The sequence below is a fragment of the Georgenia phoenicis genome (assembly GCF_047302425.1).
GTDB lineage: Bacteria > Actinomycetota > Actinomycetes > Actinomycetales > Actinomycetaceae > Oceanitalea.
In genome coordinates this window covers 957,806-971,571 of the sequence record NZ_CP154855.1, presented here as the reverse complement: position 1 = coordinate 971,571, position 13,766 = coordinate 957,806, and the positions used below count along the sequence as shown (strand labels likewise).

The 13,766-nt window shown below is 73.8% G+C and carries 15 protein-coding genes; 3 read left to right on the top strand and 12 right to left on the bottom strand.

Annotated features, from left to right (window positions below):
- Positions 1 to 61 precede the first annotated feature (61 nt).
- On the top strand, positions 62 to 1,183 hold the full coding sequence (locus tag AA0005_RS04785; protein WP_413452268.1) for an Mrp/NBP35 family ATP-binding protein: 1,122 nt from the start codon (positions 62 to 64) through the stop codon (positions 1,181 to 1,183).
- A gap of 97 nt (positions 1,184 to 1,280) precedes the next feature.
- Here the strand turns inward: AA0005_RS04785 and AA0005_RS04780 are convergent, their stop codons facing one another.
- The 4 genes from AA0005_RS04780 to sigE are packed head-to-tail and all read right to left on the bottom strand — an operon-like array spanning position 1,281 to position 4,514.
- Entirely contained in the window at positions 1,281 to 1,598 is a 318-nt protein-coding gene (locus AA0005_RS04780) for a twin-arginine translocase TatA/TatE family subunit (protein WP_413452267.1), read from the bottom strand.
- Between the two features lie 21 nt (positions 1,599 to 1,619).
- A complete protein-coding gene (locus AA0005_RS04775) occupies positions 1,620 to 3,080 on the bottom strand; it encodes a S1C family serine protease (protein WP_413452266.1) in 1,461 nt (486 codons plus the stop codon).
- A 37-nt stretch (positions 3,081 to 3,117) separates the two neighbouring features.
- Positions 3,118 to 3,957 (bottom strand): hypothetical protein, encoded by an 840-nt coding sequence (locus AA0005_RS04770; RefSeq protein ID WP_413452265.1) that lies wholly within the window; start codon positions 3,955 to 3,957, stop codon positions 3,118 to 3,120.
- Positions 3,954 to 4,514 carry an RNA polymerase sigma factor SigE gene (gene sigE, locus AA0005_RS04765; RefSeq protein ID WP_413452264.1) on the bottom strand — a complete coding sequence of 187 codons (561 nt, stop codon included), beginning with the start codon at positions 4,512 to 4,514 and terminating at the stop codon, positions 3,954 to 3,956. The genes AA0005_RS04770 and sigE overlap by 4 nt, the downstream gene beginning before the upstream one ends.
- Positions 4,515 to 4,644: 130 nt before the next feature.
- Between sigE and AA0005_RS04760 the strand changes: the two genes are divergently transcribed.
- Complete coding sequence (locus AA0005_RS04760) at positions 4,645 to 5,280, top strand: O-methyltransferase (protein ID WP_413453061.1); 636 nt, start codon at positions 4,645 to 4,647, stop codon at positions 5,278 to 5,280.
- 99 nt (positions 5,281 to 5,379) lie between these two features.
- On the opposite strand, the gene deoC is transcribed toward AA0005_RS04760, so the two are convergent.
- The 4 genes from deoC to AA0005_RS04740 form a co-directional block, all read right to left on the bottom strand.
- On the bottom strand, positions 5,380 to 6,036 hold the full coding sequence (deoC, locus tag AA0005_RS04755; protein WP_413452263.1) for a deoxyribose-phosphate aldolase: 657 nt from the start codon (positions 6,034 to 6,036) through the stop codon (positions 5,380 to 5,382).
- A gap of 37 nt (positions 6,037 to 6,073) precedes the next feature.
- On the bottom strand, positions 6,074 to 6,283 hold the full coding sequence (locus AA0005_RS04750; RefSeq protein ID WP_413452262.1) for a hypothetical protein: 210 nt from the start codon (positions 6,281 to 6,283) through the stop codon (positions 6,074 to 6,076).
- Between the two features lie 69 nt (positions 6,284 to 6,352).
- The gene (locus AA0005_RS04745) at positions 6,353 to 7,147 is read right to left on the bottom strand and encodes a hypothetical protein (protein ID WP_413452261.1); all 795 of its coding nucleotides are present in this window, start codon (positions 7,145 to 7,147) and stop codon (positions 6,353 to 6,355) included.
- Position 7,148: 1 nt separating this feature from the next.
- The gene (locus tag AA0005_RS04740) at positions 7,149 to 8,438 is read right to left on the bottom strand and encodes a thymidine phosphorylase (RefSeq protein WP_413452260.1); all 1,290 of its coding nucleotides are present in this window, start codon (positions 8,436 to 8,438) and stop codon (positions 7,149 to 7,151) included.
- Between the two features lie 92 nt (positions 8,439 to 8,530).
- Here AA0005_RS04740 and AA0005_RS04735 point away from each other — a divergent pair, with 92 nt between their 5' ends.
- The gene (locus AA0005_RS04735) at positions 8,531 to 9,040 is read left to right on the top strand and encodes an acyltransferase (protein ID WP_413452259.1); all 510 of its coding nucleotides are present in this window, start codon (positions 8,531 to 8,533) and stop codon (positions 9,038 to 9,040) included.
- Here the strand turns inward: AA0005_RS04735 and AA0005_RS04730 are convergent, their stop codons facing one another.
- The 4 genes from AA0005_RS04730 to AA0005_RS04715 are packed head-to-tail and all read right to left on the bottom strand — an operon-like array spanning position 9,041 to position 13,655.
- Positions 9,041 to 9,457 carry a cytidine deaminase gene (locus tag AA0005_RS04730; RefSeq protein WP_413452258.1) on the bottom strand — a complete coding sequence of 139 codons (417 nt, stop codon included), beginning with the start codon at positions 9,455 to 9,457 and terminating at the stop codon, positions 9,041 to 9,043.
- Between the two features lie 45 nt (positions 9,458 to 9,502).
- On the bottom strand, positions 9,503 to 10,780 hold the full coding sequence (locus tag AA0005_RS04725) for an ABC transporter permease (RefSeq protein WP_413452257.1): 1,278 nt from the start codon (positions 10,778 to 10,780) through the stop codon (positions 9,503 to 9,505).
- The gene (locus tag AA0005_RS04720; protein WP_413452256.1) at positions 10,777 to 12,081 is read right to left on the bottom strand and encodes an ABC transporter permease; all 1,305 of its coding nucleotides are present in this window, start codon (positions 12,079 to 12,081) and stop codon (positions 10,777 to 10,779) included. Before AA0005_RS04720 ends, AA0005_RS04725 begins: the two co-directional genes overlap by 4 nt.
- Entirely contained in the window at positions 12,078 to 13,655 is a 1,578-nt protein-coding gene (locus tag AA0005_RS04715) for an ABC transporter ATP-binding protein (RefSeq protein ID WP_413452255.1), read from the bottom strand. The genes AA0005_RS04720 and AA0005_RS04715 overlap by 4 nt, the downstream gene beginning before the upstream one ends.
- Positions 13,656 to 13,766: the final 111 nt, after the last annotated feature.

Sequence of the window (13,766 nt, the reverse complement as noted above, 5' to 3'; positions counted from 1 at the left end):
GTAGCCCTCACAGGGACCTGCGGCCGCTGGACCCCGCCCCGCGGCGACCTACCATGGAGGTATGTCTGCCCCCACCGTCGAAGCGATCCGCACCGAGCTGGAGAAGGTCCTCGACCCCGAGATCCGCCGCCCCATCACCGAGCTCGGGATGGTGCGGTCCGTCGAGGTCGACGGCGGTGACGTCGTCGTCGGCATCGACCTCACGACGGCGGGCTGCCCGCTGCGCTCGACGATCACCAAGGACGTGACGGCCGCCGCCCAGCGCGTGGACGGTGTCGCCGACGTCCGCGTCGACATGGGCGTCATGAGCGAGGAGCAGCGCAAGTCGCTGCGCAGCCAGCTGCGCGGCGGCGTCGCCGAGCCGACCATCCCCTTCTCCGAGCCGGGCAACCTCACCCGTGTGTACGCGGTGACCTCCGGTAAGGGCGGGGTCGGCAAGTCCTCCGTGACGGCGAACCTCGCCGCCGCGATGGCCGCCGAGGGGCTCAAGGTCGGGGTCGTCGACGCCGACATCTACGGCTTCTCCATCCCCCGGATGCTCGGCGTCGAGCACGCCCCCACCAAGGTCGACGACATGATCCTCCCGCCGGTCGCCGGCGACGTGAAGGTCATCTCGATCGGCATGTTCGCCCCTCCCGGGCGCCCGATCGTGTGGCGCGGACCGATGCTCCACCGCGCCCTGCAGCAGTTCCTCGCGGACGTCTTCTGGGGCGACCTCGACGTCCTCCTCCTCGACCTGCCGCCCGGGACCGGCGACATCGCCATCTCCGTGGGCCAGCTGCTCCCCAACGCCGAGCTGCTCGTCGTCACGACCCCGCAGTCCGCGGCCGCCGAGGTCGCCGAGCGGGCCGGCTCCCTGGCGGGGCAGACGAACCAGCACGTCGTCGGCGTCATCGAGAACATGTCCTGGCTCGAGCAGCCCGACGGCCAGCGCGTGGAGCTCTTCGGCTCCGGCGGCGGCCAGCAGGTGGCCGACAACCTCTCCGCCGGCCTCGGCTACGACGTCCCGCTCCTCGGCCAGGTGCCGCTGGAGATCAAGCTGCGTGAGGGCGGGGACGCCGGCCGGCCCTTCGTCCAGGACGACGACTCCCCCGCCGCCGAGGTGCTCCGCGGCGTGGCGCGCACGCTGAGCCAGCGCGCCCGCGGGCTCGCCGGCCGGTCGCTCGGCATCAGCCCGCTCTGACCTCGGCGATCGGTCGCCCATTCCGCTCAGCAGGAGGTGCCCACACGGGCGACCGCTGATCGAGAAGGGCGACCGAAGCCGCACGGGACGGGGACGGTCAGGTCGCCTCGTCGTCGAAGGGCGCGGCGCCCCCGGGCGCGCGCGGGGCCCGCGCCGGGCGCTCGACGTCGTCGCGCAGGGCGTCGCGCACGATGCGGCGCGGGTCGTACTGGCGCGGGTCGAGGGAGCGCAGGTCGAGGTCGTCGAGCTCAGGGCCGAGCTCGGCGCGCACGCGCTCGGTCGTGTCCGAGGTGAGGCGCCGGAGGTTGCGCACCAGCCGCCCCAGCTGCTGCGCGTACTGCGGCAGCCGCTCGGGGCCGATGAGGACGACCGCGAGCAGCGCGATGACCGCTAGCTCGGACCCGTTGATCGGCACGGTCCCAGGATAGGCCGCCCGCTACTGGCTGCCGGCCTCGTCCAGGACGACCTCGATCTCACTCTCGGGACCGTCGCCCCGCCGCACGGTGAGGACGACCGTGTCGCCCGGCGCGCGGGAGCGGACGGCGACGATGAGCTCGGAGGGGGTCGTCACGGGCTGGCCGTCGAAGTGCGTGATGACGTCGCCCGGCTCAATGCCGGCCTCGTCGCCCGGACCACCGGGGGTGACGGCCGGCGTGGAGCCACCGGCGCCCTCGTCGAGGACCTTGACGCCCTCGCCCTGGTACCGGGTGTCGAGCGCGACCCCGATGACGGGGTAGGTCGCCCGGCCGGTCTCGATGATCTGCTCGGCGGTGCGGCGCACCTGGTTCGAGGGGATGGAGAAGCCCAGGCCGATGCTGCCGGTCTGCTGGCCCCCGGCCTGCGCGATCGCCGTGTTGATGCCGATGACCTCACCGGCGGTGTTGATGAGCGGCCCGCCGGAGTTGCCGGGGTTGATCGCCGCGTCGGTCTGGATGGCGTTGATGAAGGACGCGTCCTCGCCCCCGCCGCCGGCCTGGACCGGGCGGTTGAGCGCGGAGATGATCCCGCTCGTCACCGTGCCCTCGAGGCCGAGCGGGGCGCCGACGGCGACGACGGGGTCACCGACGACGACGGCGTCGGAGTCGGCGAGCGGCAGCGGCGTGAGCCCGTCCTGGTCGACCTTGAGGACGGCGAGGTCGTAGTCCGCGGTGCGGCCGACGATGTCGGCGGGGAGTTGGGTACCGTCCGCGAGCGTGACGGCGACCTCCCCGTTGCCGTCGGCGGCGGCGTCGATGACGTGGTTGTTCGTCACGACGTAGCCGTCCTCGCGCAGCACCATCCCGCTGCCGCTGGAGGCGACGTCGCGCCCGCGCACCTCGATGAACACCGTGCTCTCCAGCGCGGCGGCAGCGATGCCGGCCACCGACTCCGGTGCCCGGTCGGCCGACGCGGGGCTGCCGGGAACGGGCAGCGCGGCGTCCGTCGCCGGCCACAGCGCCCGCGACCCGAGCGCACCGACGACGACGCCCCCGAGCAGGGCGACGAGGACGAGGAGGACGACGACGCCGGCCCCCACGCCGCGCCGTCCCCGCCCCCGCTCCTGGCGTGCGCCCGGCTGCTCCTGCCAGCCGCCCGGCGCGGGCCACGCGTAGGGCTGGGCCGGCTGCGCCGCCGCGGGCGGGTAGCTCGTCCCCCGGGTCAGCGGCCAGCCGCCCTCCGGCGCGGACCACGGCAGGCGGCGGTCCTCGGCGGGAGACTGCGGTGCCGGGCGCTCCGTGGAGCCCGGCTGCCACCAGGCGCGGTCCTCGGCAGCCGCCTCGGGCTGCGCGGGGGGCCGCTGCGCGCCGTCGTCGTCGGCCCGCTGGCCCGCGCCCACCTCGTCCACGCTGTACGGCTCGGGCCGGGGCGCCGGTGAGGGCGGGTAGCCGCGCTCGTGCTCGTCGGGTCGCTCACTCATGGGCACAGTCTCCTCCCAGGATCGGTGCGCGGGGCACTCAGTCCCGCGCCCACTGCGTCACGGTCTCCCACCCGCGCGTGAAGCGCGCGGCGACGGAGGTGTCGTAGCCGCCCTCGGGCAGGGCGGCGAGGATGGCGTCGCTGACCGGGGCGTCGTCCGCGGCGGCGAGGACGACGACGACACAGCCCTCGCTCTGGAGCGCGTGGTCGTGGACCCCGCTGGGCATGAGGAGGGCGTCGTGGCTGCCCACGAGGTCGGCCTGCAGCTGCTCGGCCGCGTCGCCGGGGAGCACGCCACGCTGCTGGAGCAGCCGCACGTGCGCCATCGCGCCGGCGATCTCGACCTCGAGGACCTCCCCCGCGTCGGTCTCGTGGACCGCGACGTCCACCACCCGCATGCCGCTGGGCAGCGACTCGGGCGCGCTCCAGCCCTGCTCCGCCATCCAGGCGACGACCTCACCGGTGTCGCCGGCGCGGTCGGCGAGCTCCGCGGGCCGCTCCCCCACCGTCCCGCTGACGACGTCGAGGATGGCGTGCGGGTCGGCGAGCGGCTCGGAGACGCTCCCGACGACGACGAGCCCGACGGCGCAGGCCGCGGCCAGGCCGCCGGCCCCGGCGACGCCGAGCAGCACCCGCCTCGTCCGCGTCGCCCCGGGGGCGTCCTCCGGCCCGGGCGAGAGCGCGAGGAGGCGGGCGGTGAGCTCGGGGTCCGGCTCGACGTCCCGCGCCCGGCTGAGGACCTCCCGCGAGGAGCGCTCCTGCCCGAGCTGCCAGTGGCAGCGCGCACACACGGCGGCGTGGGCGAGGAGCTCCTCCGCCTCGCCCGCCGGCAGCTGGCCGTCGACGAGCGGGGCGACCTTCGACCCGAGGTGGCTCACGAGACCACCTCGCTGTCCACGGTGCCCGGGCGCAGGTGCGCGAGGCGCTCGCGCAGCATGGCGCGGCCGCGGTGGATCCGGGAGCGCACGGTGCCCATCTTGATGCCCAGGGTGGCGGCGATCTCCTCGTAGGACAGCCCCTCGATGTCGCACAGGACGACCGCGACACGGTACTTCGGCGGCAGCGCGTCCAGCGCCGCCTGGATGTCCGGGTCGACGTGCCCGTGCTCGTAGCGGCGGTGCAGGTCGTGCTCCTCGTGGGAGGCCGGCACCTCCTCGGCGTGCTCACCGAGGTGGGTGAGGCGCACGCGCGAGCGCTTGCGCACGCCGTCGAGGAAGAGGTTCGTCGTGATGCGGTGCAGCCAGCCCTCGAAGGAGCCCGGCCGGTAGGAGTTCAGGGAGCGGAACACCCGGATGAAGGTCTCCTGGGTGAGGTCCTCGGCGTCGGCCTTGTCGCCGGTGAGCCGGTAGGCCAGGCGGTACACGCGGGCAGAGTGGTCGCGCACGACCTCCTCCCACGACGGCGCGGTCCAGGTCGTCTCGTCCTGAGTGGTCATGCGGCGGCCTCTTCCGTGCGGTCTGGCGTCAAGGATACGGGGCGAACCTGGGGGCCACCTGGGAGTGTGGAGGGTGCCGCGGCGCTACGATCGGGGCGACCGTCGTCCGCGCCCACCAGGAGGCTCCACCATCGCTGCCGAGAAGGCCCTCAGCTGGGCCTACACCGAGGAGTTCGTCCCCGAGGACGACGTCATCGCCGCCGCCCGCCGCCGTGCCGAGGAGCTCGGCACCACGGCCGTGAGCGCGGGGACCGGTGCAGCGCTGCGACTGCTGGCCGCCGCCGTCGGGGCCCGCGCCGTCGCCGAGATCGGGACGGGTACCGGGGTTAGTGGCCTGTGGCTGCTCGGCGGGATGGGCCCCGACGGCGTCCTCACGACGATCGACGTCGACCCCGACCACCAGCGCGCCGCCCGCGAGGCCTTCACCGCGGCGGGCGTGCGCTCGGCGCGCACCCGCCTCATCTCCGGCCGCGCGCTGGACGTGCTGCCGCGCATGGCGGACAGCGCCTACGACCTCGTGCTCGTCGACGGCGACCCCTCCGAGGCGGCCGACTACGTCGAGCAGGCCGTGCGGATGGTCCGGGTCGGCGGCGTCGTCGCGGTGACGAACACGCTGTGGCACGACCGCGTGGCCGACCCTGCCCGCCGGGACGAGGCCACCGTCGCGATGCGCGAGCTCGGCAGGGCGGTGCGCGCCGACGAGCGCCTCACCTCGGCCCTGCTCCCCTCGGGCGCCGGCCTCCTCGCCGCGGTCCGCCGGAGCTAGCCCGCCGAGTACGCACATGCGGTCACCGGCGGGCGCCTGCGCGGCGCTCGGGGTGACCGTATGTGCGTACTCGCGGGGAGGGGCGGTGCCACTCCTCGGTCAGTTCTGGAAGCCGTCGAGGACCGTCGACGAGCCGGACAGGCCCAGGCGGGTGGCGCCGGCCTCGATCATCGCGGCCGCGGCTGCGGCGTCCCGGATGCCGCCGGAGGCCTTGACGCCGAGGCGCCCGCCCACGGTCTGCGCCATGAGCTCGACGGCGTGGACGCTGGCGCCGCCGGTGGGGTGGAAGCCGGTGGACGTCTTGACGAAGTCCGCACCGGCCGCCTCGGAGGCGCGGCAGGCGGCGACGATCTGCTCATCGTCCAGCGCCGCGGACTCGATGATGACCTTGAGCACCGCCGGCGCCGGCACGGCCGCCCGGACGGCCGCGATGTCCGCCTCGACGGCGGCCCAGTTCCCGGCGAGCGCCTCGCCGAGGTTGATGACCATGTCGACCTCGTCGGCGCCGTCGGCAACGGCGCGGGCCGCCTCCGCGGCCTTGACCTCGCTGTGGTGGGCACCGGAGGGGAAGCCGCACACGGTGGCGACGACCAGCCCCTCGGCGCCCTCCAGCGGCAGCTGGGACGGGGAGACGCACACGGCGAGGACGCCGAGCTCGCGGGCCTCGGCGACGAGCGCCGCGACCTGCTCGCGGGTGGCCTCGGGCTTGAGCAGGGTGTGGTCGATCAGCTGGGCGACGGCGTGACGGGTGGTCATGTACTTCCTCCTGGACTCGGTGGACCGAGCCTATCGGCTAGGCCTCCTCGTCCTCGTCGGGGTCGTCGTCGTCCACGGGGACCTCGATGACCTGCTCGAGCTGGTCGGCCTCGTTCGCCTCCCGGTCCGGGTCGACGACCTCCGGCGGGTCGTAGTCCTCGCCGGTCTCGGGCTCGAGGGCGGCGACCGCCTCCTCAGGGTCGGGAAGCTCGTTCTCGGGTGCGCCGGGGATCGGTGGGGTGCTCATCATCGCCCTTCCTGCGTTCGCTGACGGGCCTCCCAGTGTGGCCCGTCCGCCCGCGGCCCGCAGGGCGGGTCAGGCAGGGACCGGCAGGAGCGCCGCGACGACGTGGGTCCAGCCGCCGAGAGCGGGCAGCGGCTCGGTGCGTCCGAGCAGGTCCCCGGACGGCACCGTGAACACCGAGCCGCGGGAGGGCTCGTAGATGCGCAGGGTGCCGGGGACCGCGGCGCCGGGCGGCGGCGGGACGGCGAGGACGACGTGGCGGGGCACAGCCTGCGCCACCCCGCCGCGGACGTCTCCCCCGGTGTACAGCGGCACGGGCTGGCCGCGCCGGTTGGCGGCCTCGACGAGCCCGAGCACGGTGGCGCCGTCGTCGGTCGTGTCGTCGACGGGGCGCACGCGGTAGCGCACGCCGGGGAAGCGGGCCTCGCGCGCCGCCGTCCACGGTGGGGTGCCGAGCCCGGCGGGCCAGGGCAGCGGGCCGAGCGCGCGGCATGCCGTCGCCGCCTTGACCCGCCGCTGGGCCGCGGCGAAGCGCTCGCCCGCTCCCCCGGCGACCTCCTCCTCGGGCACCTCGGGCGGGCGGGGGCCGGCGGGCAGCCGGCCGGTCTCGAGCCACTGCGCGAGCGCGGGGTCACCGGTGGCGGCGAGCATGACGAGGACGGCCGAGCCGCACGTCGTCGGGTCGACCTGCCGGGCCCGGGCACCGTCGAGCAGCACGGGCAGCCCGTCGGCCGGCTCGGTGACGCCGGTCCCGGCGGCCGCGGCCGGCCCGTGACCGAGCGGGACCGCCCGGGCCGTCGTGCGCACCGGGCGGCTCAGGGCGGCCAGCGGCGCCGTCAGCTGCCACCTGTGCCACGACGACGCCATGTCAGCCCGCGATCTTCTCGAGGACGACGGAACCGGGCCCGTCGGCCGCGCCGTCGCCGATGTCGATACCGCCCTCGAGCGCCTGGCGCGCACGGTCGAAGCGCTCGGGGGTGTCGGTGTGCATGGTGAGCAGCGGCTGGCCCGCACGGACGGTGTCGCCGGGCTTGACGTGCAGTTCCACGCCGGCACCGGCCTGGACGGCGTCGCCCTGGCGGGCGCGGCCCGCGCCAAGGCGCCACGCGCACACGCCCACGGCGTAGGCGTCGACGCGGCTGACCACGCCGTCGGACTCGGCGGTGAGCGTCTCGGTCTCGCGGGCGGTGGGCAGCGCGGCGTCCGGGTCCCCGCCCTGCGCGCTGATCATGCGGCGCCACACGTCCATCGCGCGCCCGTCGGCGAGCGCCTCACGGGGGTCTGCGTCGGTGCGGCCCGCGGCGTCGAGCATCTCGCGGGCCAGCGCGACGGTGAGCTCGACGACGTCCTCGGGCCCGCCACCGGCGAGCACCTCGACGGACTCGCGGACCTCGAGCGCGTTGCCGGCGGTGAGGCCGAGCGGGGTCGACATGTCGGTGAGGAGCGCCGTCGTGCGCACGCCGGCGTCGCTGCCGAGGGCCACCATCGTGCGGGCGAGCTCGCGGGCGGCGTCGAGGTCCTTCATGAAGGCGCCCGAGCCGACCTTGACGTCGAGGACGAGGGAGTCGGTGCCCTCGGCGATCTTCTTGCTCATGATCGAGGAGGCGATGAGCGGGATCGCCTCGACGGTGCCGGTGGTGTCGCGCAGCGCGTAGAGCTTCTTGTCCGCCGGGGCCAGGCCGGTGCCGGCGGCGCAGATGACGGCGCCGACGTCCTCGAGCTGGCGCAGGATCGCGTCGTTGTCGAGGTCGGCGCGCCAGCCGGGGATCGCCTCGAGCTTGTCGAGGGTGCCACCGGTGTGGCCCAGCCCGCGGCCCGAGAGCTGGGGGACGGCGACGTCGAAGACCGCGACGAGCGGCGCGAGCGGCAGGGTGATCTTGTCACCGACGCCGCCGGTGGAGTGCTTGTCCGAGGTGGGCCGGGACAGGCCCGAGAAGTCCATCCGGCTGCCGGAGGCGATCATCGCCCCCGTCCAGCGGAAGATCTCGTCGCGGCTCATGCCGCGCAGGAAGATCGCCATCGCGAGCGCCGACATCTGCTCGTCGGCGACGACGCCGCGGGTGTAGGCGTCGACCACCCAGTCGATCTCCTCGGCGGCGAGGGTTCCGCCGTCCCGCTTGGTCCGGATGATGTCGACGACGTCGAAGGCTTCGGTCATGGGCCAACCCTAGGCCGCGGCGTCGGCGTCCGCCGGGAGGAGCGCACGCGGAACGGCGAACAGCACCACGTGGGACGCCCTACGCTGCGACCGTGGGACTGCTCAAGAAGGCGTGGCCGACGCTGCGACGGGACTTGACGTTCAACACGCTGGCGAGCTCCGTCCTCGTCCCGACGCCGGCACGCTGGCTGCTCTACCGGGCACTCGGCGCGAACGTCGCGCCCTCCCGGATCCAGCCCACGGTCTGGGTGGGCAACCGCAACCTCACGATCGGACGTGGGACGTCGGTGAACTACCGGGTCCGGTTCAACACGGCGGGGTCGATCACGATCGGCGCCCGGTGCGACATCGCCATGGACGTCCTCTTCGTCACCCAGTCCCACGAGCTGGGGCCCGCCGGTCGGCGCGCCGGACGGACGACCGCCCGGCCGATCGTCGTCGGTGACGGCGTGTGGATCGGCGCCCGCGCACTCGTTCTCCCAGGGGTGACGATCGGGGACGGCTGCGTCATCGCCGCGGGGGCGGTCGTGTCCGCGGACTGCGCCCCGCACGGTCTGTACGCGGGCGTCCCGGCCCGCCGCGTGCGGGACCTGCCCGCCTGACTACCGGCCGGACCGGCCGGTCCACCCCTCCAGGTGGTCCGGGCCGAAGGCCTCGGGCAGCAGCTCGCTCATCGGGTGGATGCCGCTGGGCGTCTCGACGAGCAGCTCGGGGCCCCCGTGCTCCCACAGCAGCTGGCGGCACCGCCCGCAGGGCACGATGACGGTGCCCTCGCCGTCGACGCAGGTGAAGGCGACGAGGCGGCCCCCGCCCGTGGCGTGCAGGGCGGAGACGAGCCCGCACTCGGCGCACAACCCGATCCCGTAGGACGCGTTCTCCACGTTGCACCCGGTGACGGTGCGGCCGTCGTCAACGAGCGCGGCCGCACCGACCGGGTAGGTGGAGTAGGGGACGTAGGCGCGCGGGACCATCTCGCGGGCGAGCTCACGCAGCCGCTGCCAGGTGGCGTCGTCGATCATGGGCCTCTCCTTGCGGATACATCGGCTGTCGGCGGTGGGGGGCTGCTACTTGACGTAGGGGGTGTTCTCCGCGGCGGGGGCGCGCACCCGCCCGACGAAGCCGGCGACGGCGAAGATGGTGACGACGTAGGGCAGCATGAGGAGGAACTCCCCGGGGATGCCGCTGCCGCCCATGGCGCTGAGCATGTTCGCCAGGTTGCGGGAGAAGCCGAAGAGGAGCGCCGCGGCGAGGGCACCGAGCGGGTTCCACCGGCCGAGGATCATCGCCGCCAGGGCGATGAAGCCGTTGCCGGCGGACATGTCGCGGCCGAAGGCGAGGCCGGAGCCGACGGTGAAGAAGGCCCCGCCGAGCCCGGCGAGCGCGCTGCCGAGGATCGGGGTCACCCAGCGGGTGCGGATGACGTCGATGCCGACGGTGTCCGCCGCCTTGGGGTGCTCGCCGACGGCGCGCACCCGCAGGCCCCACCGGCTGCGGAAGAGGAAGAACTGCAGCGCGATGACCGCCACGTACATGAGGTACACGAGGATGTTCTGGTCGAACAGCACCGGGCCGATGACCGGGATGTCCGACAGCAGCGGCACCGGCAGGGAGGGCAGGCGCTGGCGCTGGTTGAGGTCGGGGTTCTCGCTCAGCACGGTGGAGAAGAAGAAGCTCGTGACGCCGAGGACGAGCACGTTGAGCACGACGCCGACGATGATCTGGTCCACCCAGTACTTCACGCTGAAGAACACGAGCAGGACGCCGACGAGCGCGCCGGCGATCGGCGCGGCGACGACCCCGAGGTAGGGGCTCGTCGTCACGGAGGCGACGACCGCCGCGAGGAAGGCGCCGGCGAGCAGCTGCCCCTCGATCGCGATGTTGATGACACCCGAGCGCTCGCACATGACGCCGGACAGCGAGCCGAAGACGAGCGGCACGGACAGCGCGAGCGCGCCGGTGAGCAGCGAGGTCACCGGGATGGTGGCGCCGCTGCCCTGCCAGGTGAGGAAGGCCAGGACGAAGGCGACGCCGAAGAGCGCCGGCGGCCACCAGCCCAGCGGCTGGCGGCGCGCCGCGCGGTAGGCCGAGTAGCCGGTGACGGCCGCCATGACGAGGGTGAGCACCCACAGTGCAGGGACGGTCGGGACCTCGGTGTTGGGGATCTCGGCGAGCTCCCCGCCCGTGGCGGTGCGGAAGGTCGTCGTGCCCGACTCGGTGAAGAGCGCGAAGCCGAGCACGGAGACGAGGGTGAAGACGGCCATGAAGCCGGGGCCGCGCCACTTGACGGGCGGCAGCACCGCGGAGTCACGGGCGTCGGAGCGGGTGAGCGTGGTCTGGCTCATGCCGAGGCCTCCTTGGCGGCGAGCACGGTGGTCCTCCCGCGCGAACGGTCCGGTGCCGGCAGGCGGAAGATCGCCCGGACGAGGGGCGGGGCCGCGATGAGCAGCACGATGATCGACTGGACGACGAGGATGATGTCGATCGGGGTCTGGGTGGTGGACTGCATGAGGAAGCCACCGGCCTTGAGCGCCCCGAACAGCAGGCCCGCCGCGAAGGTGCCCCACGGGGTCGCGCGTCCGAGGAGGGCCACGGTGATCGCGTCGAAGCCGTAGCTCGCCGCGACACCCGCAGTGAGGATCTGCTCCGTGCCGAGCACCTGTGCCGAGCCGCCGAGGCCGCTGAGGGCACCGGCGACGACGAGGGCGACGATCGTCACCTTGGCGACGGAGACGCCCGCGGTGCGGGCGGCCTCGGCGTTGGCGCCGACGGCGCGCAGCTCGAAGCCGAAGGTCGAGCGCTCCACGAGCCACCACACCGCGGCGGTGACGAGGATGACGAGGACGAAGCCGAGGTGGAGGCGGAAGCCCTCACCGAGGAGCAGCGGGTACAGCGCGGTGTCCTTGACGTTGGGCGACCGCGGCAGCGCGGAGCCGCTCTGCTGGAAGGCCGGCTGGGTGAGGACCCAGCCGATGAGGTAGACCGCGATGTTGTTGAGCATGATCGTGACGATCACCTCGTTGGCCCCGGTCCTCGCCTTGAGCACGCCGGCGATCCCCGCCCAGATCGCGCCACCGAGGACGGCGCCGGCGATGGCGACGACGAGGTGGAGGACGACGGGCAGGTCGAGGGAGAAGCCGATCCAGCCGCCGAGGATGGCGCCGACGATGATCTGGCCCTGCCCACCGATGTTGAACATCCCGGCGCGGAAGGCGATGGCGATGCCCAGGCCGGTGAAGATCAGCGGGACGGAGAAGACGAGCGTCTCCGTCAGCGGCCGGATCGCGCGGGTGAAGGACTCGGCCTGGTAGTCGAAGATCGAGCCGCGGAACAGGGCGGCGTAGGCCTGGGAGACGGCGTCCCACACGGCGCCGAGGAAGTCGGTGGGCCGCGCGAAGAGGTAGCCGGCGGTCTCCTGGACGCGGGCGTCGGCGGCGGCGATGAGGATGCCGCTGAGCAGGAGCGCGATGACGATCGCGAGCACGGTGACGAGCCAGCCGCCCGAGAGGACGTCCCGGACGAACTGTGCGGTGCGGGTGGGCGGCTGCTCCTCCGGGACCTGCTTCGCCGATGCCGGGGACTCCTCCGCCTGGGCGACGACGTCACCGGGGTGCTCGGCCGGGCGCCGGGTCTCCTCCTCGCTCACGGCGCGGTCTCCTCACTCATGTCGTCCGCCGCGGACATCGCGGTGCGGTGCTGGGCGGCCTCGGACAGCGCCTCCTCGTAGGGGACGCCGGCCATCATGAGGCCGAGGACGTCGCGGTCGGTGTCGCCGGGGACGACGCCGACGACGCGCCCGCGGTACATGACGGCGATGCGGTCGGCCAGGGCCATGACCTCGTCGAGCTCGGTCGAGACGATGAGCACCGGGGTGCCCTTGTCCCGCTCGCTGACGATCTCCTTGTGGATGAACTCGATGGACCCGACGTCGACGCCGCGGGTGGGCTGGGAGGCGACGAGCAGGCGCAGCGGGCGGGACATCTCGCGCGCGATGACGACCTTCTGCTGGTTGCCGCCGGACAGCGTGGAGATGGGGTCGTGCACCGAGGTGAGGCGCACGTCGAACTGCTCGGCACGCTTGAGCGCGTTCTCCTCGACGACGCTGGGCCGCAGACTGCCGAGCGCGGCGAAGGGCTCGGTGTCGTACAGGTCGAGGATGAAGTTCTCGGCGACGGTGAAGCCGGCGATGACCCCTCCCGTGGAGCGGTCCTCGGGGACGAAGCCGATGCCGGAGCGCAGCCGCTCCTTGACGCTCGCGCCGGTGAGGTCCTTGCCGTCGAGGAGGACCGAGCCGGACACCGGCTCGACGAGCCCGAGGATCGCCTCGGTGAGCTCGGTCTGCCCGTTGCCCTGGACCCCGGCGACGACGACGATCTCGCCACGGCGGACGGTGAGGTCGAGGCGGTCGACGGCGACCTGGCCCTTGGCGTCGAGCACCGACAGGTCGGTGACGACGAAGGACTCCTCCCCCGGCTCGGCGTGGTCCTTGTCGACCGCCATGCTCACCGAGCGCCCGACCATGAGGGAGGCGAGCTCGGTCTCCGAGCTCTCGGGGCTCGCCTCGCCGACGACCCTGCCGCGGCGGATGACCGTGATGGAGTCGGCGATGGCGCGGACCTCGCGCAGCTTGTGGGTGATGAAGACGATGGAGGTGCCCTCAGCCTTGAGCTGGCGCATGATCGCGATGAGCTCGTCGGTCTCCTGGGGGGTGAGCACCGCCGTCGGCTCGTCGAGGATGAGCACCTTCGCGTCGCGGGAGAGCGCCTTGATGATCTCGACGCGCTGCTGCACACCGACGGGCAGGTCCTCGATGACGGCGTCGGGGTCGACGTCGAAACCGAAGCGGTCGGAGATCGCCTTGACCCGCTTGCGCGCCTCGCGCTGGCTGATGATCCCCAGCGGGCCGGTCGGCTCGTAGCCGAGGGCCACGGACTCGGCGACGGTGAAGACCGGGACGAGCATGAAGTGCTGGTGGACCATGCCGATGCCGGCGGCGACGGCGTCCCCGGGTCCGGAGAAGGTCACCGGCTCGCCGTCGAGGAGGATCTCGCCCTCGTCCGGGTCGTACAGGCCGTAGAGCACGTTCATCAGCGTGCTCTTGCCGGCCCCGTTCTCACCGAGCAGCGCGTGAATCTCCCCGGGCTCGACGACGAGGTCGATGTGGTCGTTGGCGACCAGGGGGCCGAAGCGCTTGGTGATGCCGCGAAGCTCGAGCTTCACATCCGCTCCATCGAGTCGGGGGCCGCGCGGACGCGGCCGGAGGGGGACGCTCAGGGCGTCCGTGGAGGACGAACGTGACGGCCCGGCCCAGGGGCCGGGCCGTCACTGGAC

Excerpts from the sequence above, each read along its gene's own strand:
- AA0005_RS04785 (WP_413452268.1), top strand. The coding sequence starts at position 62 with ATGTCTGCCCCCACCGTCGAAGCGATCCGCACCGAGCTGGAGAAGGTC.
- AA0005_RS04775 (WP_413452266.1), bottom strand. The coding sequence starts at position 3,080 with ATGAGTGAGCGACCCGACGAGCACGAGCGCGGCTACCCGCCCTCACCG.
- sigE (WP_413452264.1), bottom strand. The coding sequence starts at position 4,514 with ATGACCACTCAGGACGAGACGACCTGGACCGCGCCGTCGTGGGAGGAG.
- deoC (WP_413452263.1), bottom strand. The coding sequence starts at position 6,036 with ATGACCACCCGTCACGCCGTCGCCCAGCTGATCGACCACACCCTGCTC.
- AA0005_RS04750 (WP_413452262.1), bottom strand. The coding sequence starts at position 6,283 with ATGAGCACCCCACCGATCCCCGGCGCACCCGAGAACGAGCTTCCCGAC.
- AA0005_RS04745 (WP_413452261.1), bottom strand. The coding sequence starts at position 7,147 with ATGGCGTCGTCGTGGCACAGGTGGCAGCTGACGGCGCCGCTGGCCGCC.
- AA0005_RS04740 (WP_413452260.1), bottom strand. The coding sequence starts at position 8,438 with ATGACCGAAGCCTTCGACGTCGTCGACATCATCCGGACCAAGCGGGAC.
- AA0005_RS04730 (WP_413452258.1), bottom strand. The coding sequence starts at position 9,457 with ATGATCGACGACGCCACCTGGCAGCGGCTGCGTGAGCTCGCCCGCGAG.
- AA0005_RS04725 (WP_413452257.1), bottom strand. The coding sequence starts at position 10,780 with ATGAGCCAGACCACGCTCACCCGCTCCGACGCCCGTGACTCCGCGGTG.